Below are 17,078 nucleotides of genomic sequence, written 5' to 3'. Positions count from 1 at the left end.
ACCCCGGAGACCCGCCGGGCGTGGGTCAGCGCAGATAGCCGAGGACCGTCATCATGCCCGCCTCGGCGTGGTAGAGGTTGTGGCAGTGCAGCATCCACAGCCCCGGGTTGTCCGCGTCGAGGTCCACGGTCAGCGAGCGGCCCGGCAGGATCACCGCGGTGTCCTTGCGGGCCCCGGGAGCCCCGCCGCCCGGCCCGGCCAGGGCGAACGTGTGGCCGTGCAGATGCAGCGGATGCCACATCGCGGTGCGGTTGGCGAAGGTGAGCCGGACCCGTTCACCCGCCCGCACGGGCATCCGCACCGCCGGGTCGTACGGCTTCCGGTCGAAGGCCCAGTCGTACGCGGCCATGGAGCCCGTGAGCGTGACCGGGACCGTCCGGTCCGGCTCACGCGCCGTCAGCGCCACCGACGCGTCGGCGGTCAGCCGCTCGGCCGTGAGCACCCGGCCGTCCAGCTCCTTCGGCCGTACGCTGGCCGCCGGCAGCGCCCCCGTGCCCGTCCGCAGCACGGCCAGCGCCGAGGCGCCCTTGCCCTCGGCGAGCGCGGTCAGCGGGAACACCCCGTCCCCGGCCGTCACCAGCACGTCGTAGCGTTCGCCCATGCCCAGCAGCAGGGCGTCGGTCTCGGTGTGCGTGACCGGGAAGCCGTCGGAATGCGTCACGGTCATCCGGTGACCGCCGAGCGCCAGCCGGAACGCGGTGTCCCCGCCCGCGTTGATCACACGCAGCCGCACACGGTCGCCAGGGCGCGCCTCGAAGACCGAAGGGGACCCCGCCGTACGGCCGTTGACCAGGTAGTGCGGATAGTCCACATCACCCGCGTGACCGCCGAGCAGATCGCTCTCCGCGCCGGTCAGCAGCCGTGAGGGCGCCTCGCCGGTGCCCTTCGCCGGGGCGGGGGCGCCGTGCCCGGCCGGGTCGTGGCTGCTGCCCGCGCCGTGGGTCAGCTCGTCCAGGACCGCGTCGGGGGTGGAGCCGTCCACCCCGTCGAGCCAGTCGTCGAGGACGACCACCCACTCCTTGTCGTACGCGAGCGGCTCCTTGGGGTCGTCCACGATCAGCGGCGCGTACAGCCCCCGGTCCAACTGGACGCCCGAGTGCGGGTGGAACCAGTACGTGCCCGGCTGGGTGACCGCGAAGCGGTACGTGAACTCCGCGCCGGGCTCGATCGGCCGCTGGGTCAGCCCCGGCACCCCGTCCATGTCGTTGCGCAGCGAGAGGCCGTGCCAGTGCAGCGAGGTGGACTGGGTCAGGTGGTTGGCGAGGGTGAGCTCCAGGGTGTCGCCCGCCGTGACCCGGACCGTCTCGCCGGGCAGCCGGTCCCCGTACGACCAGGTGGGCACGGTGACGCCGTCACCCAGTTCGAAGCGCGAGGCGGTGGCGGTGAGCGAGACCTTCCGCAGCGGGCCCGCGCCCCGCTCGGCCTCCCGGGCCATGACCTCCGGCCCGTCGGGGGCGACATAGGTGTCGGCGGCGACGGCCGGTGCGGCCGGGGAGCGGGAGGGGCCGGGCGTGGGGAGGGGGAGGGGCGCGGCGTCGGCGGCCCGGGTGGTCAGGGCGGCCGCCCCTCCCGCCAGGGCGATACCTGCGCCGAGCACGGCGCGACGATTGGGCATTTCAGACATATTGCGCACGCTACCCCTGTGGGGTAGAGGAGCCCCGCCCCGAAACACCCGTCGGCCCGGTGTCCTCGTGCGTAACCCGGGCGCGTCTCCACGCCTCTCGTACGTCCACGCGGACACCGGGCCTGTCGGGCGCCACGGGCGCCGGGGCGGGGGAGCGGGTCAGAGGTGGGAGTAGACCCGCTCCGCCCAGCCCGCGATCTGTTCGTCGGAGAGGTTCCGGGCCAGATCGGCCTCGCTGATCATGCCGATGAGCTTCTTGTCCTCGATGACCGGGAGCCGGCGGATGCGGTGGCTCTGCATCTCCTCCAGCACCACCTCGACGTCCGCGGCCGCGTCGATCCAGCGCGGTGTGCCGTCGCACAGCTCGCCGGCCGTCACCTGTGACGGGTTGTGCCCCGACGCCACGCACTTGGTCACGATGTCGCGGTCGGTGATGATGCCGACCATCCGGTCCTGCTCACCGTTGGCGGAGACGGGAAGCGCGCCCACCTTGTGGTCCCGCATCATCTGGGCCGCGCGGTCGAGCGTCTCGTGGGCCGGGATCCACTGGGTCCCGGTGGTCATGATGTCCCTGGCGGTGGTCATGGATCTCCTCCTGCGTGCCGGTGGGCATGCCGTACGACCCCGAGTACGTCCATTGTGGTGGCCGCCACCGGACGCCGCCACCGCTGAGCATCACCCGCGCGGGTGTACGCCGTACGAGACGCACGACATCACTCGCGCGGGTGTATGCGCGGGGGGCGGGGCGCCCACGGACCGGGTGCGGTGAGGCAGGGCGCGTGGCCGTGCGCCCACGGACCGGGTGCACGGACGGGGCGCGGCCGGGGCGCGGGGCCGGGAGTTCACGGCCGGGGTGCGGCTCCCCGTGCGGCGAGCATGTCCGCCATCAGATCCAACTCGGAGCGCTGCGCCTCCACCATCCCCCGGGCCAGCCGCTTCTCGGCCGGCACCGCGCACAGTTCGGCGCAGCCCTCGGCCATCGTCACACCGCCCTTGTGGTGGTCCGTCATCAGCTGGAGGAAGAGGACCTCGGCCTTGACGCCCTCGGCCGCACCGAGCGCCTTCAGCTCCGTACGCGTCGCCATGCCCGGCATCAGGGCCCCGTCATGGGCCTCGAACCCGGCCTCGCCGCCGCCGTGTCCGCCATGGCCGCCCGCGTGACCACCAGGGTGCCCGGACATCCAGGCCATCGGCTCCTGCCCGGCGGGCGTCGTCTTCGGCAGCTCCCACAGGTCCAGCCAGCCGAGCAGCATGCCGCGCTGGTTGGCCTGCGTGTTGGCGATGTCGTACGCGAGCCGCCGTACGTCCTCGTCCTTCGTACGGTCCCGCACGACGAACGACATCTCCACGGCCTGCTGGTGGTGCACCGCCATCTCCCGGGCGAAGCCCGCGTCCGCCGATCCCGCCGACGGCGTACGCGGGGCGGACGCGGCGGCCGGCGCGGGCCCCTCGTCCCGCGCGGTGGCGACGGCGGCCGCCCCCGCGCACAACACGGCGACCCCCACGACGGAGCCCGCCAGCCACCGCGTCCGCCGGACGCGCGCCGGGCTCACCCGTCGACCCCGCCCGTGCAGGGCGCGCCCGGCTCGGGCGTCTGCGCCCCCTGGACGTACTTCGTGAAGAACTGCTCCACCCGCGGGTCCTCCGCGCCGTCCACCGTGACCTGCTTGCCCCAGGCGCTCAGCATGATCGCCCCGGCCTGGCCCTCGTACGGGCTCATCAGCGCGTACGCGGTCTTCTCGACCCGGGACGCCAGCTCCCGCACATCGGCGTCGGCCGCCTTCCCGTTGTACGTCACCCACACCGCCCCGTGCTCCAGGGCGTGCACCGCGTTGACGTTCGGGACGGCCTTCTCGTACACGACCCCGTCGCAGTTGAGCCAGGCCGGGTTGTGGTCGCCGCCCACCGGAGGCTCCATCGGATACGTCACCTCGGTGGTGACGTGGTCGCGGGTCAGCTTCTTGGCGTCCCAGGTCCTCTCGCCCGCGATCGGCCCGTCGAGCGGCGTGGCCTCCGCCTTCTCCGGCTGCTTGGCGTCCTGCGCCGAGGAGTCCTGGCCCCGCTCCTTCGCCTCCGACCTGTCCAGCAGCGTGTACGAGCCGAAGCCGAGCAGCCCCGCGACCACGACGGCGCCCACGCCTATGGCGACGGCACGGTTACGCCGGCCACGCGCACGGTCGTCGCCGGGCGTCTGCTCCACACGGTCACTGCGGTCGAAGCTCATGTCGTCGGTCCTTCTGCCAGGGGTGGGGAGGGACAGGGAAAAGGGGTCGGAACAGGCGCGCGGAACACGGGCCCGAAGGCCCTCCGAAGGCACCGGTGTCCCCCGCGTACCACGCGCGCCGATCGTAGTGGGTGGCCGAGTGCTCCCTCTCCCACCGAGTGCGTAATGTGGGTGAAATCCCGGGTCGTGATACTGGAGTGTCCCCTCTCCCCCGGGCGGTGGTGCACAGACCGTCTGAACTGCAAGGATGTGGCAATGGACAAGCAGCAGGAATTCGTCCTCAGGACGCTTGAGGAGCGCGACATCCGCTTCGTGCGGCTGTGGTTCACCGATGTGCTCGGGTTCCTCAAGTCCGTGGCTGTGGCACCCGCCGAGCTGGAGCAGGCCTTCGACGAGGGCATCGGCTTCGACGGCTCGGCCATCGAGGGCTTCGCCCGCGTGTACGAGTCCGACATGATCGCCAAGCCGGACCCGGGCACCTTCCAGATCCTGCCCTGGCGCGCGGAGGCCCCCGGCACCGCCCGGATGTTCTGCGACATCCTCATGCCGGACGGCTCGCCGTCCTTCGCCGACCCGCGCTACGTCCTCAAGCGCATCCTCGCCAAGACCTCGGACCTGGGCTTCACCTTCTACACCCACCCCGAGATCGAGTTCTTCCTGCTGAAGAACAAGCCGGTCGACGGCACCCGCCCCACCCCCGCCGACAGCTCCGGCTACTTCGACCACACGCCGCAGAACGTCGGCATGGACTTCCGCCGCCAGGCCATCACCATGCTCGAATCCATGGGCATCTCGGTCGAGTTCAGCCACCACGAGGGCGCCCCCGGCCAGCAGGAGATCGACCTGCGCTACGCCGACGCCCTCTCCACGGCGGACAACATCATGACCTTCCGCCTGGTCATGAAGCAGGTCGCGCTGGAACAGGGCGTCCAGGCCACCTTCATGCCGAAGCCCTTCTCGGAGTACCCGGGTTCGGGCATGCACACCCACCTCTCCCTCTTCGAGGGCGACCGCAACGCCTTCTACGAGTCGGGCGCCGAGTACCAGCTCTCCAAGGTCGGCCGGTCCTTCATCGCGGGCCTGCTCACCCACGCGGCGGAGATCTCCGCCGTCACCAACCAGTGGGTCAACTCCTACAAGCGCATCTGGGGCGGCTCCAGCCGCTCCGCGGGCGCCGGCGGCGAGGCCCCCTCGTACATCTGCTGGGGCCACAACAACCGCTCCGCGCTGATCCGCGTCCCGATGTACAAGCCCGGCAAGACCGGTTCGGCCCGCGTCGAGGTCCGCTCCATCGACTCGGGCGCCAACCCGTACCTGACGTACGCGGTCCTGCTCGCCGCAGGCCTCAAGGGCATCGAGGAGGGCTACGAACTCCCGGCCGGCGCCGACGACGACGTCTGGGCCCTCTCGGACTCGGAACGCCGCGCGATGGGCATCGAACCGCTGCCGCAGAACCTGGGCGAGGCGATCGCGCTGATGGAGAAGAGCGAACTGGTCGCGGAGACCCTGGGCGAGCATGTCTTCGACTTCTTCCTGCGCAACAAGAAGCAGGAGTGGGAGGAGTACCGCAGCGAGGTCACGGCCTTCGAGCTGAAGAACCTGTTGCCGGTGTTGTAACGCCCGTACGGGGGGTCCGGGTTGACGGTGCCACACCGTCGACCCGAAGCCCACCGATGCGAGCTGCCCGTAGAGCGCTCGGGGGATCCGTGTCCCCGCGCGTGCCGGGCGGCGATCAGGACGCAACCTTGTGTGGAGTCGGGGTCAGCTGCCCCCTGAGTCCTCCCCCTCTGTATCCGCCCAGGCGTGCCGCTCGGCATGGTCGAGGAACAGACGGCAGCCCTCCCGGTCGGGGCCTGCCCCCACGGTGGGGCAGTCCGGTAGTACGGCCAGGGCCACGCCGGTCTCACACCAGTGAAGCCACAGCGCGGTGCCGTACTCCAGGTCGTCGAGCAGGCCGTAGTGCTCGCCGGTGTCGTGTGCCGACAGTTGGCACCGCACCGCGCTGTCGACGCATCCCGAGGCCGATCGCTCCCGTGCTTCTCGTGCCAGCTCCGGTGGTAAGCGGCGCCAGTGCGTGCACCGCATCACGACACCGTCCTGAGCGAACCGCGCGGGTTCCGTTCCACGCACCGGCAAGGAGGTGGAAGGGCAGCGCCGGGATCGCCCGAGGGTTGCGGCGCCGGGTCATCAATCGTGAACGACGGCATGCGTGTGTCCCATGGTCTGGAGGTCGCCCCACTCGGCAACCTCTCTAGACATCTCAGTGAAGCGATGTTCTCTAGAGATGTCAACGCCTGTGGGGGATCAGGTAATTCGTAGAAGCCGGGGGATGCGAGCCCGTCAGGCCGGCCTCGTTCCTCCTGTGAAACGTACGTTCGTCTCGTGAAACGAACCTCTAGGCTGTCTAGAGAGGAGAAGGAGAGATCATCCATGGCCACCGAAGGCGCCAAGCGGCAGCCGAAGTACCAGCGGATCGCTGATGCGCTGAGGGATGCCATTCAGGCAGGTCGGTACGGCCCCGGCGACCGGCTGCCGGGCGAGAACGATCTGATGGCCGAGCATGACGTGGCGCGCATGACCGCCCGGCAGGCCCTCGGCGTTCTCCAGAGCGAAGGGATCGCCGAGTCCCGGCGGGGCGCGGGAGTGTTCGTGCGCTCGTTCCGCCCGCTGAGGCGTCAGGGCATCAAGCGTTTGGCCCGGTCCGGGTGGGGCGAGGGGCGCTCGGTCTGGGCGACGGACACGGAAGACCGGACCCTCGTGGTGGACGGGGTGGAGGTCACCGAGGAGCCCGCGCCCGACCGCATCGCCGGGGTGCTGGGCATCGAGCCGGGGAGTGCCGTCTGCGTACGGCGCCGTCGCTTCGTCCTGGACGGCAAGCCGATCCTGCTGGCCACCTCGTACCTCCCCGCCTCCCTGGTGGCGGGGTCCGCGATCACCCGGGAGGACACCGGCCCCGGAGGCACGTACGCGCGCCTCGCCGAGCTGGGATACGAGCCCGTCCACTTCCGGGAGGAGATCCGCTCGCGCATGCCCTCAAGTGCCGAGGCGGGCGAGCTGGAGCTCTCGGCGGGCACTCCCGTCATGCTGATCTGCCGCACGGCGTTCGCCGATGAGGGCCGCCCCGTCGAGGTGAACGAGATGACGCTCGACTCCGCCTCCTACATCCTTGAGTACGACTTCGACGCGTAGAGCTGGGCTTTTACCGGTTCTTCTTCCTCGTCGAGCACCTGCCGGGGCCCGCACGGGGCGGCACCGGCGCATCCCTCTCCCGCTCGGGAGCGGCGTGGCACCCCGCCGAAGAAAGTTCTGCCTCGCCGCCGACGCCATCCGGCTCACCCGGCAACTCGCGGCCGCCGTCGACCACTCCGAGGTGGTGGGGCTGCTCGCCCTCATGCTGCCGCACCATGCCTGGCGCGCCGCCCGGACCGCGCCTGACGGCAGCCTGGCACCACTCGCCGAGCAGGACCGTGGCCGCTGAGACACCGGGACCGTCGCCGAGGGCATCGGGATTCTCCAGTCGGCGCTTGCCCGCGACCGGCTGGGCGAGTACCAGGCCCAGGCCGCCATCGCCGCGCTCGCGAACGTCGCCTTAGGCAGCCGCACTCCGACGGAACAATGCGGTCCACAGGAAGGTCACGCCGAACAATGCCGACTCGGGAGGCTCCTCCCGCATGCGGCGCAGTTGCACCTCCACCAGGTCGGAGAAGATCCAGCGCAGTGATGCGGGCGTGTAGGCCAGGCCACCCTGCAGATCGCGCCGGCGGTAGAGGTCCGCGTCGGCGAGATCCGACCCCATGCCCTGCTCGCCCGCGGCGAAGCTGGTGAGCGCGAGATGGCCGCCGGGGGCCAGGACGCGGTCGAGAAGGGCCAGGTAGCTGACCCGGCGGTGGGGCGGCAGGTGGTGGAAGCAGCCTGAGTCGACGACCAGGTCGTACGGACCGCTCAACTCGGCGGCAGGGACGGCGAAAGCGTCACCGCACAGGAAGCGGACGTCGACCCCGGCTTCATGAGCCCGGTCCTCGCCCCAGGCGACGGCCACCGGGGAGAGGTCGACTGCGTCCACCTTGAAGCCACGTGAGGCGAGGTACAGGGCATTGCGGCCCGCCCCGCACCCCAGGTCCAGGGCCCGGCCAGGAGCGATCAGACCCTGGTCGAGGTAGGCGGCCAGGTTCTCGTCCGGCTTCGACGCGAAGAACGGGACCGGCCTTGACCGGTCGGTGTAGAAGCGATCCCAGAAGTCCTTGCCGTCACCCGTCGCCAAGCGGTCGGCCTCGCGTTCAGACGTGAAGAGCCCGTCCAAGAGCGCGAGAACGTCCTCGACGGTACGTACGGTCCGGTCCATCCGGCCCCCCTTTCGACCGGGTCGACCATAGGAGCGAGGATGATGAAAGACCAGGTCGGGCGGGATATGGCGACGACTGGAACGGGCTGCTGCGAACCCCGGAGGGCACTGGCAAGCAACCCACCCCAGACCCGGACCCTGCGTCCGCTCAGCCACCCACCAGGAGCCAGGACGGGACCTTCCAGGGCTCCGGCGAGGACACTGTTCTGACGAGTTTTCCAGCGGTGCTACAGGGCGAACGTTATCTGATGCGGGACTGGCTCCACGCCTATGGTCGGGCAGTTGCCCGGACGGATAGGCATGCAGCCACCAGGGGGCGTGTGCGGCACTGCGCTGCCACGGGTACCACGGACCTCCTGGGTGGTGCCCCTCCCCGTGATGTTGGATGGCAAGGAGTTGTCGGTGCGTGCGCGCCGGGAACTGGAAGGCATCCGGTACGCGATACGTCTCGCCGAGGCGTGAAGAGGAGTCGGACGTGGCTGACGATCTGTCCGCGGTGGGACGCTTCCTGTACGAGGCGGGCACCCTCAAGCACACGCGCCGGACCGGTTGGTGGATGGCAGGGGTCCGGGACCCCGAAAGTGTCGCCGAACACGCGTGGCGTGCCTCGCTGATCGCCTCGCTCATCGCGAAGCTGGAAGGCGCCGACCCGGCGAAGGCGGCTTACCTCGCCGTGTGGCACGACACGCAGGAGACCCGCACCGGGGACGTCAACCACCTCGGCAAGAAGTACGCGCCGGCCGGTGACCCGCAGGCGGTGACCGCGGACCAGACGGCCGGTATGCCTGAGGCGCTGGCCACCGCGATCCGGGACCTCGTCGCGGAGTACGAGGCCAAGGAGTCACCGGAGGCCGTCTGCGCCCGTGACGCGGACAAGCTGGAGTGCATGCTCCAGGGCATCGAGTACAAGGCCCAGGGATACGAGAACGCGCAGCGCTGGATCGACAACAGCCGGGCCCGCCTGGTCACCGAGACCGGCCGGCGGCTCGCCGACGAACTTCTCGGGCAGGGGCCGCTGGACTGGCTGCGTACCGCCCTCGGTGAGACGAAGCCCTGACCCTCGGCCGAGTGTGGCCGGGCGTCGCTGCTGACGTCCGGCAACGAGCCCGCGTCGAACGATGCTTGGGCCCTCCGTAGTGGTCGGGGAGGCGTCGGTGCACGATGGACCGGTGACTCCCGAGAAGAGTGTCCCGTCCACTCCGCCCGCCCCGCCGCTCAGCCCGAAGGAGCGCCGCGGGGCCCTCGTCGGTGCCGTCGTGGGCTGTGTGTGCGTGCTGGTGGCGGCGTTCATGCTGCTCGTCCCCATGCGTGGGGCGCTCGACGACGAACGCGCCTTCCGGGACGCGGTTGCCTGTTCGCGGGGTGGCGGCGCCCATGAGGACGCGGACGGCTGCCTGCGTACGGTCACGGTCCGGGTGGACCGTACCGAGAAGCGGGAGGGGAAGAAGACCCCGACGTTCTGGGTGTACGTCACCGAGCCGGACGGGACGTCCACCCGCACCCGGCTCAGGGGGAGCGCCGACGAGGTGCCGGGGGTCGGGGCGGGGAAGACCGTCCAGGTCACGTACTGGCGGGACCAGATCCGGTACGTGGAGTTCGGGTCCGAGCGGCGGTACACGACCGCGGACCCGCGGGGCGACTACAAGGCGTACTGCGCCGTGGGTCTCGGTCTCGGCCTCTACAGCCTCCTCCACCTGTGGCTGTGGCTCTGGGGCACCCGGTTCAGCCACCTCTCGCGCAGGGCCTTTCCGTGGCAGGCCGGTGTCCCGACCGCGGGCGGCATCGCCCTCACCGCGATCGGGGCGTTCGCGCCGTGGCCCACCGACAGCCCCGGAGAAGCCCTCCGGCTCGTCGGCGTATGCGCCCCGGTGGTGGTGGCCGTCTGCGCGGTGGCCGCACTGATCGCGGCGCGCCGGCAGCGGGGCGACGACACCATCCGCCTCACGCCCTCCGTGCCGGAGAAGGAGCGGTGCTTCCAGGGCGTGGTGGTCGGTGAGGTGCCCTACGAGGGCCGAGGCGGATGGCTGGTGGCCGGGCCCGGCACGCTCGCCACGACCCCCGACCCGACCGGCGCCTCCTTCCGCCGCGCGGTGCCGGGCAGCCTCAGGCCGGTCCGGGTCCGCCCCCGCTACCGGCTGGACCCCGACCTCCCCGACTACGACGGCAAGGCCGTGGTCCTGGAGTGCGAGGACGACGGCGTACCGGTGCTCGTCGTCACCCGGAAGAAGACCATGCCGTGGGTGCTCGGCGCGCTGGAGACGGCCGGTTTTGACCGCGACGAGGCGTCGCGTCCGTGAACCGCCCGGCGGGACGGCTCACGGACCGGCGCCCCAGGGCGGATCACCGACGCCGGGGCGGGACAGCCGTGGCGCGTCCGCTCGGGCAGGGCGGGCGGACGCGCCACGGGGCTCAACGTCCGGTGCAGGTCAGGCCCGAGGGGGCGGGGGTGGAGCTGCCCGTGGCGGTGAAGCCGAAAACGGCGGTGGCGCCGGGTGCCGTCGGGCCGTTCCAGGAGGTGTTCCGTACGGTGACGAGACCACTGGTACCGCTGTGTTCACCGTTCCACAGGCTGCTGATCGACTGGCCCGGCGCCAGGTTCAGGCCGACGGTCCAGCCGGTCAGGGCCGAGGAGCCGTCGTTGCGTACGGTGACCTCGCCCTGGAAGCCGCCGGACCAGGCGTTGAGCGTCTCGTAGCGGGCGGTGCAGGTGCCGTCCGAGCCGCCTCCGTCGCCCGGATCGCCACCGTTGCCGGGGCCGCCCCCGTCCCCCGGGGTGCCGCCGCCCTCGGTCAGGGCCGGCGTCTGCCAGTCCCGCCACCCGGACAGGCTGCCGGACTTGAGGGGCGAGACACGGAACACCCCGGAGGCGCTGCCCGAGTGGAGCAGGTACTTCTGGATGTTCTGCTGGAGCGGCGTCCGCCACTCGGACCGGGCGGCGCAGTGCGTGCCGTCCTGGACGTCGGACCAGTAGCTGATGTTGCCGGGCACGCCCAGGGCCTTGTAGACCTCGGCACCGCCCAGGGCCGCGACGCTTCCCGACCTCGCACCCAGCCAGTCGACGTGCGGGTTCTCCATCAGGAACAGCCCGCGCGGTGCGACCATGGCCACGATCTCGTGCGTGTCCACCGGCAGCGCTGCCGGGTTGCCCGTGTACGAGCCGAACGCGTCGCCGAGCCACGGCTGTTCCGAGTAGGCACTGCTCAGCGGTTGCGCACCGCTCTCCGAGGCCAGCCCCCGGAAGGCCGGGGCGCCGCCCGAGCCGGACTCGATCGGCATGGTCAGCGCGATCCGCTGGTCGAACGCCCCCGCGACGAACGCCCCCTTGCCGAAGCGCGAGCACCCGGTGACACCGGTCGCGTCCGCCGTGAGCAGGCTGCCGCCCGACTGCTCGATGACGTCGATGATGCGGCTCACCCCCCAGGACCAGGCCATCAGCAGTCCCGTGCCGCTCGACGAGCCGTAGACGCTGTAGAACGCGCCCTGCTTGTTGTTCCGTGCCGTGCCCTCACGTCCCACCGTGTACGGGTCGAAGTTGATGACGGCGGCGCCGGAGGCCTTGATGGTCGCGGTGTCCGCACCGAGCCCTCCGATGACCACGACAGCAGGGAACGGGCCGATGCCGCTGGGCAGTTCGACCTTCGCGGAGAAGGAGGCCGACTTGCCCTGATCGGTCACGTTCACCGTGAGGGTGCTCGCCGAGACCGTCCCCGTCACACTGGCCGGCTTCGCGGGCTTCTTGCCGTACACCGACCGCTCCGCGAGTTCCTTGATCTCCGCCCGGCGGCACCGCCAGTCGGAGGTGGAGGAGATCCTGGTGCCGTCCAGCCTCCTGAAGGGGTCGGGGAGCTTGGCGTCGTTCGTCGACGGGACCGTGCCGGGCACCGGGCAGCCGGCGCCGTCGTCCTCGACGCCGGGTGCCGCTCGTACGGCCTCGGCCCGTACGTCGGAACGTGCGCCGGAAGGCGCGTCGGCCCGAGCGGTGAGGGAGGGGGCGGCCAGGCTCACCACCGCCGCCAGGACGGTGGCGGCCACCAGGCCGGGTCTGTGCCGGTACCGGAAGGACACACGCATGGGGGACCTCCAGAGCGGGGCGCGTGACCGGTGCGTACCGCAGGTGCGGGGCGGGACGTCGCGGATGCGCGCGCCGGGGGACGGGTGCGGGACGGGGGATACGGTTTCGGCCGCGCGGGGGTGCCGCGTGTGGGGTGAGCCGGATACGTACACGGGCTCCCCGGTCGGGTCCGCCGACCAGCTGTGGGAGCGCTCCCGAGCTTAGGGAGGCCCGTCAGGGCGTGACAACACACGGGCAGGGGCCGACTGAGGTTGGCCGTTCTCGCACTCCGCCGACAGGGGTGGGCGGGTGTCAAAGAGGGGCGGATGGCTGGAAATCGGCTGAGGCGGGCGCCGAGCGGGCGTGGCCGCAACAGGGTGTTCCGGTCAGTTTCGGAATGGACTCCGAAACTTTCGGCACCTCTCGGCTCCTTGTTGCCGTACGCCCGGGGCCCCCCACCCGCCCCCGCTCAGGTGAAGCGCTGTCCCATCTCGTCCAGGATCTCGTCCATCACCGCGCCCGGGCCCCGGGTCTCGTCCTCCTCGATCCAGATGCGCATCGCGATCCGCACCGACGCCAGGAAGGCCGCCGCCATGACCAGCGGGCGCGGCGGCGCGTCGGTGGGGCCGGTGCGCAGGGCCACCGCGTCGGCCAGGTCGCGTTCCAGGGCGGCGTGGTTGGCGAGTTGGCGGGCGAGCAGGGAGGGGTGGCGCATGGCCAGCCGGGTGCGGACGGCCCATTCGCGCTCCGGCGGTGACATGCGCTCCGCGAACTGGGCCACCGCCGCCCGGAGCGCCGTCCAGGCCGACTCCTCGGCGGGGCGGTCCCGGACCGACTGGACCAGGGCCCTGATGTGCTGCTCCTCGCCGTAGAGGAGGGCGTCCTCCTTGTTGGTGAAGTAGTTGGAGAACGTTCTGCGGGAGATGCCGGCGGCGTCGGCGACCGCCTCCACCGTCACATGGTCGAATCCGTGCTCGACGGTCAGGCGCAGCGTCGCCTCGTGCACGGCCTGGCGGGTGGCCGCCTTCTTGCGTTCACGCAGTCCCACAGGGCTTTCCATGCCCCCATTGTCCACGCCTCGGTAAAGATTGCGCAATGTGCAAAATTGCCCATTGCGCATGTACAGTGAAGCCTTCCCTCATCTGTTCGAACCTTCCGGAGGTTGCGCGTGAGCGCACACACGGCCGCGCCCGCCGAGGCCGCGCCCATGGATCACCGCCACGTGATGCGGGCCCTGAGCGGCCTGCTCATCGTGCTGTTCGTGGCGATGATCAGCAGCACGGTGGTCTCGGTCGCCCTCCCGCAGATCATCGGATCGCTGAACGGCACCCAGTCGCAGTACACCTGGGTCGTCACCGCGACCCTGCTGGCCTCCACGGCCTCCACCCCGATCTGGGGCAAGCTCGCCGACCTGTTCAGCAAGAAGCTGCTGCTCCAGATAGCCATCGGCCTCTTCGTCATCTCGTCGATCGCCTGCGGATTCGCCCAGTCCACCGGCCAGTTGATCGGCTTCCGTGTCATCCAGGGCCTCGGCATGGGCGCGCTCCAGGTCCTCGTCCAGGTGATCATCGCCGCGATGATCAGCCCGAAGGAGCGGGGCCGCTACAACGGTTACCTCGGCGGCGTCATGGCCGTCGCCACCGTCGGCGGGCCGCTGCTCGGCGGGTTCATCACCGACACCTCGTGGCTCGGCTGGCGCTGGTGCTTCTTCGTCGCCGTGCCCTTCACACTCGTCGCCTTCGTGCTGCTGACCCGCACCCTGCACCTCACGGAGATCCGCCGCCCCGAGGTCAGGGTCGACTACCTGGGCGCCTCCCTCATCGCCGCCGGCGTCAGCCTGCTGCTGCTCTGGGTCACCTTCGTCGACAACAACTTCGACTGGATCTCGTGGCAGACCGGTGTCATGGTCGGCGGCAGCGTGCTGATCCTCGCCCTGGCCGTCCTGGTCGAGTCGCGCGTCAAGGAGCCGGTCGTCCCGCTCCACGTCGTACGCCGCCGGGACCCCGCCCTGGCCATCGTCGCGAGCCTCTCGGTGGGCATGGCGATGTTCGGCGGAGCCGTCTTCCTCGGCCAGTACTTCCAGATCGGCCGCGGCAACACGCCGACCGAGGCCGGGCTGCTCACCATCCCGCTGATGCTCGGGGTGCTCGTCTCCTCCACCGTCGCGGGACGGCTGGTCTCCAAGACCGGCAAGGTCAAGCCGTACATCATCACCGGTGTCGTCGTGCTCACCCTCGGCTTCCTGGGGCTGTCCACGATCGACCACGAGACCTCGCTGGTCATCGTCTCGCTCGGCATGCTGGCCGTCGGCATCGGTGTCGGTATGTCGATGCAGAACCTCGTGCTGGTGCTCCAGAACACCGTCCCGCTCAGCGAACTCGGCGCGGCCAGCGGTGCGATCACCTTCTTCCGCTCGCTCGGTGGCACCATCGGCGTCTCCGTGCTGGGCGCGGTGCTCGCCAACCAGGTCGGCACGAAGATCACCGCCGGACTGCGGGAGCTGGGCGTCGACCCGGCCGCCTCCTCGGGCGGCTCGACGCTGAACATCGCCGCCATGCCGCCGGAGATCCAGGAGGTGGTGCGCGCCGCGTACGGTGACGCCACCGGTCACATCTTCCTGATCTCGGCCGGTATCGCGGTCATCGGTGTCGTCGCGTCGCTCTTCCTGACGCCGACGAAGCTGCGCGACAGCGTGGACCTCTGACCCCGGGACCGTCCCGCCCCCGTCCCCCCGTGCCCTCGCGGCGCGGGGGGACGGGGCGTTCCTACGCCTGCCGCAGCCGTACGGCCGGGGGTGCCGCGAGACGGTGCACGGGTGGCTCGGGGAGCGTACGCGCCATCAGGTAGCTGACCGCCGGCATGAGGACCAGCGGGGCCAGGGCCGTGCGCAGGGACGTCGCGTCGGCCAGCGTCCCGATGAGCGGGCCGGCGACCCCGCCGACGCTGACGGCCAGCCCGAGGGTGACCCCGCTCGCCGTACCGACCCGGCTGGGCAGATAGTCCTGACCCAGCGTCACCTGGAGCGAGAACGGCACGTACAGACAGCCGGAGGCCAGCGCGACGCACCCGTAGAGGGACGGCCCCGGTACGAGGACGACACCGGCGACCGCCAGGACACCGGCCAGATACGCCCCGCGCACCACCGTGACCCGGTCCCACCGCGCGGCGAGCCTGCCGCCCAGTACGGTGCCCACCGCCCCGCCCAGATACAGCACGGTCAGCGCCGCCGTGCCCGCCGCCGTACCGCCGCCCGTGCGCTGCCGGGCGTAGAGCGCCACGAAGGTGCCGAGGCCCATGAACGCCACGGAACGGGCCGCCACGGCCACCGACAGCTTCACGAACGACCGTACGTCGTCGGCCACTTCGGGCAGGGACGACGAGGCGGTGCCGGGCGCCGCCCGGTCGGTCAGCACGCGCAGGACAGGCAGGCACAGGACACTGCCCGCCAGCGCCGGCAGCACCAGCACCGGGGTCCACCGCAGACCCCCGCCGCTCACCGCGGCGGTCACCAGGAGCGGCGCCGCGGCGAAGCCGAGGTTGCCGCCCAGCGAGAACCAGCCCATCGAGGTGTGACTGCCCCGGGAGGCGATCCGCGCCACCCGGGCCGACTCCGGGTGGTAGGCGGCGACCCCCACCCCGGACACCGCCACGCACACCAGGGTCAGCCCGTACGAACCGCCGAGGCCGCTCGCCGCCACCCCCAGCCCGCCCACGACCGTGCTCACCGGCAGCAGCCAGGGCAGCGCCCGCCGGTCGGTCAGCGCGCCGAACAGCGGCTGCGCCACCGAGGACAGCAGCGACGCGGCGAGCACGATGCCGGAGGCCGCGGCGTAGCCGTACGCCCGCTCGGCGACGAAGAAGGGGACGAGCGCGGCGACGGCACCCTGGTACACGTCGACGCAGCCGTGCCCCACGGACAGGAGGAGGATCGTTCTGTTCGCTGCCACCCCGCCATCGTCCGGGCACCGGCCCCTGACGCGCTTCCGATAATCTGCCGGTCGATGCCGGAAACCCGCCTCCTGCCGCACGCGCCCACCCGCCGCCAGTGGATCGAGCCCGGCGGAGCCATCACGGCCCACCGCCACGACGACCACCAGATCGTCTACGCGGCGCGCGGCGTGCTGGCCGTCACCACCGCCGCGGGCACCTGGGTCGCGCCCGCCAACCGCGCCGTCTGGATCCCCGCCGGGACCGAGCACGCCCACCACGCCCACGGCGGCCTCGAACTCCACCTGGTGGGCCTGGACGCGACGGACAACCCGCTCGGTCTGGACGAGCCGGCCGTGCTGACGGTCGAACCCCTGCTGCGGGAACTGATCCTCGCCTACACCCGCGCCCCCGACGACGGCGATCCGGCCCGGGAGCGGCTACGGGCCGTGCTCCTGGACCGGTTGAGCGCCTCGCCCCAGCAGCCGGTGCACCTGCCGTCACCCACCGCACCCGTGCTGGTCGCCCTCTGCGCGATCCTGCGCGCCGATCCGGGCGAGCGCCGCACCCTGGCCGCGCTGGGCCGGCAGGTCGGGGCGAGCGAACGCACCCTGTCCCGGCTCTTCCGGGCCGACCTCGGCATGACCTTCCCGCAGTGGCGCACCCAACTCCGCCTGTACCGCGCCCTGGTCCTGCTCGCTGAGGGCGCCCCGGTGACCGCCGTGGCGCACACCTGCGGCTGGTCGTCCGCCGGGGCCTTCATCGACGTCTTCCGCCGGGCCTACGGACACACCCCCGGCACCCACCGGACGCGTTGACGGCGAGGGTGGGGCGGGCGGACGGATTCGGGTAGTGTGACGCCTCCCCGATCCCGGGACCCGACTCCAGGAGGTGAGACCCATTACCGCTT

General features: G+C 71.4%; 15 protein-coding genes and 2 pseudogenes. 8 read left to right on the top strand and 9 right to left on the bottom strand.

Going from position 1 to position 17,078, the window contains the following annotated elements:
* Positions 1-25 precede the first annotated feature (25 nt).
* The 4 genes from B9S64_RS08030 to B9S64_RS08015 form a co-directional block, all read right to left on the bottom strand.
* Complete coding sequence (locus tag B9S64_RS08030) at positions 26-1,624, bottom strand: multicopper oxidase family protein (protein ID WP_103490046.1); 1,599 nt, start codon at positions 1,622-1,624, stop codon at positions 26-28.
* A gap of 159 nt (positions 1,625-1,783) precedes the next feature.
* Positions 1,784-2,209, bottom strand: coding sequence for a CBS domain-containing protein (locus B9S64_RS08025; RefSeq protein WP_103490045.1), 426 nt, complete (start codon positions 2,207-2,209; stop codon positions 1,784-1,786).
* A gap of 257 nt (positions 2,210-2,466) precedes the next feature.
* Complete coding sequence (locus B9S64_RS08020; RefSeq protein WP_109492010.1) at positions 2,467-3,177, bottom strand: DUF305 domain-containing protein; 711 nt, start codon at positions 3,175-3,177, stop codon at positions 2,467-2,469.
* Positions 3,174-3,848, bottom strand: a complete 675-nt coding sequence (locus tag B9S64_RS08015) for a DUF3105 domain-containing protein (RefSeq protein ID WP_103489667.1) — start codon at positions 3,846-3,848, stop codon at positions 3,174-3,176. The genes B9S64_RS08020 and B9S64_RS08015 overlap by 4 nt, the downstream gene beginning before the upstream one ends.
* A 255-nt stretch (positions 3,849-4,103) precedes the next feature.
* Between B9S64_RS08015 and glnA the strand changes: the two genes are divergently transcribed.
* Positions 4,104-5,465 (top strand): type I glutamate--ammonia ligase, encoded by a 1,362-nt coding sequence (glnA, locus tag B9S64_RS08010; RefSeq protein ID WP_028440030.1) that lies wholly within the window; start codon positions 4,104-4,106, stop codon positions 5,463-5,465.
* A 144-nt stretch (positions 5,466-5,609) separates the two neighbouring features.
* On the opposite strand, the gene B9S64_RS08005 is transcribed toward glnA, so the two are convergent.
* Positions 5,610-5,933 carry a hypothetical protein gene (locus tag B9S64_RS08005; protein WP_103489681.1) on the bottom strand — a complete coding sequence of 108 codons (324 nt, stop codon included), beginning with the start codon at positions 5,931-5,933 and terminating at the stop codon, positions 5,610-5,612.
* 345 nt (positions 5,934-6,278) lie between these two features.
* Between B9S64_RS08005 and B9S64_RS08000 the strand changes: the two genes are divergently transcribed.
* Together B9S64_RS08000 and B9S64_RS07995 are read left to right on the top strand one after the other, a co-directional pair.
* Positions 6,279-7,037: a GntR family transcriptional regulator gene (locus B9S64_RS08000; protein WP_103489668.1), complete on the top strand. Its 759-nt coding sequence runs from the start codon at positions 6,279-6,281 to the stop codon at positions 7,035-7,037.
* Between the two features lie 121 nt (positions 7,038-7,158).
* Positions 7,159-7,425 (top strand): annotated as a pseudogene (locus B9S64_RS07995) (DUF6596 domain-containing protein); the annotation flags it as partial.
* A 12-nt stretch (positions 7,426-7,437) separates the two neighbouring features.
* Here the strand turns inward: B9S64_RS07995 and B9S64_RS07990 are convergent.
* A complete protein-coding gene (locus tag B9S64_RS07990) occupies positions 7,438-8,190 on the bottom strand; it encodes a class I SAM-dependent methyltransferase (RefSeq protein ID WP_103489669.1) in 753 nt (250 codons plus the stop codon).
* A 369-nt stretch (positions 8,191-8,559) separates the two neighbouring features.
* On the opposite strand from B9S64_RS07990, the pseudogene B9S64_RS34910 reads away from it, so the two are divergent.
* The 3 genes and pseudogenes from B9S64_RS34910 to B9S64_RS07975 form a co-directional block, all read left to right on the top strand.
* A pseudogene (locus B9S64_RS34910) lies at positions 8,560-8,652 on the top strand (transcriptional regulator); the annotation flags it as partial.
* 13 nt (positions 8,653-8,665) lie between these two features.
* Positions 8,666-9,247 carry an HD family hydrolase gene (locus B9S64_RS07980; RefSeq protein WP_103489670.1) on the top strand — a complete coding sequence of 194 codons (582 nt, stop codon included), beginning with the start codon at positions 8,666-8,668 and terminating at the stop codon, positions 9,245-9,247.
* 112 nt (positions 9,248-9,359) lie between these two features.
* Positions 9,360-10,487 (top strand): hypothetical protein, encoded by a 1,128-nt coding sequence (locus B9S64_RS07975; protein WP_103489671.1) that lies wholly within the window; start codon positions 9,360-9,362, stop codon positions 10,485-10,487.
* A 112-nt stretch (positions 10,488-10,599) separates the two neighbouring features.
* Here the strand turns inward: B9S64_RS07975 and B9S64_RS07970 are convergent, their stop codons facing one another.
* Both B9S64_RS07970 and B9S64_RS07960 read right to left on the bottom strand, forming a co-directional pair.
* The gene (locus tag B9S64_RS07970; RefSeq protein WP_103489672.1) at positions 10,600-12,261 is read right to left on the bottom strand and encodes a cellulose binding domain-containing protein; all 1,662 of its coding nucleotides are present in this window, start codon (positions 12,259-12,261) and stop codon (positions 10,600-10,602) included.
* 449 nt (positions 12,262-12,710) lie between these two features.
* Positions 12,711-13,301, bottom strand: coding sequence for a TetR family transcriptional regulator (locus B9S64_RS07960; RefSeq protein ID WP_103489674.1), 591 nt, complete (start codon positions 13,299-13,301; stop codon positions 12,711-12,713).
* Positions 13,302-13,448: 147 nt separating this feature from the next.
* Between B9S64_RS07960 and B9S64_RS07955 the strand changes: the two genes are divergently transcribed.
* Positions 13,449-14,945 carry an MDR family MFS transporter gene (locus B9S64_RS07955; protein WP_181012177.1) on the top strand — a complete coding sequence of 499 codons (1,497 nt, stop codon included), beginning with the start codon at positions 13,449-13,451 and terminating at the stop codon, positions 14,943-14,945.
* A 61-nt stretch (positions 14,946-15,006) separates the two neighbouring features.
* Here the strand turns inward: B9S64_RS07955 and B9S64_RS07950 are convergent, their stop codons facing one another.
* The gene (locus B9S64_RS07950) at positions 15,007-16,188 is read right to left on the bottom strand and encodes an MFS transporter (RefSeq protein WP_103489676.1); all 1,182 of its coding nucleotides are present in this window, start codon (positions 16,186-16,188) and stop codon (positions 15,007-15,009) included.
* 54 nt (positions 16,189-16,242) lie between these two features.
* Between B9S64_RS07950 and B9S64_RS07945 the strand changes: the two genes are divergently transcribed.
* Positions 16,243-16,986, top strand: a complete 744-nt coding sequence (locus B9S64_RS07945) for a helix-turn-helix transcriptional regulator (protein ID WP_103489677.1) — start codon at positions 16,243-16,245, stop codon at positions 16,984-16,986.
* Positions 16,987-17,078: the final 92 nt, after the last annotated feature.

Source organism: Streptomyces sp. SM18 (assembly GCF_002910775.2).
GTDB lineage: Bacteria > Actinomycetota > Actinomycetes > Streptomycetales > Streptomycetaceae > Streptomyces > Streptomyces halstedii.
The sequence above is the reverse complement of the archived record's forward strand: the minus strand, read 5'-3'. Positions and strand labels throughout refer to the sequence as shown.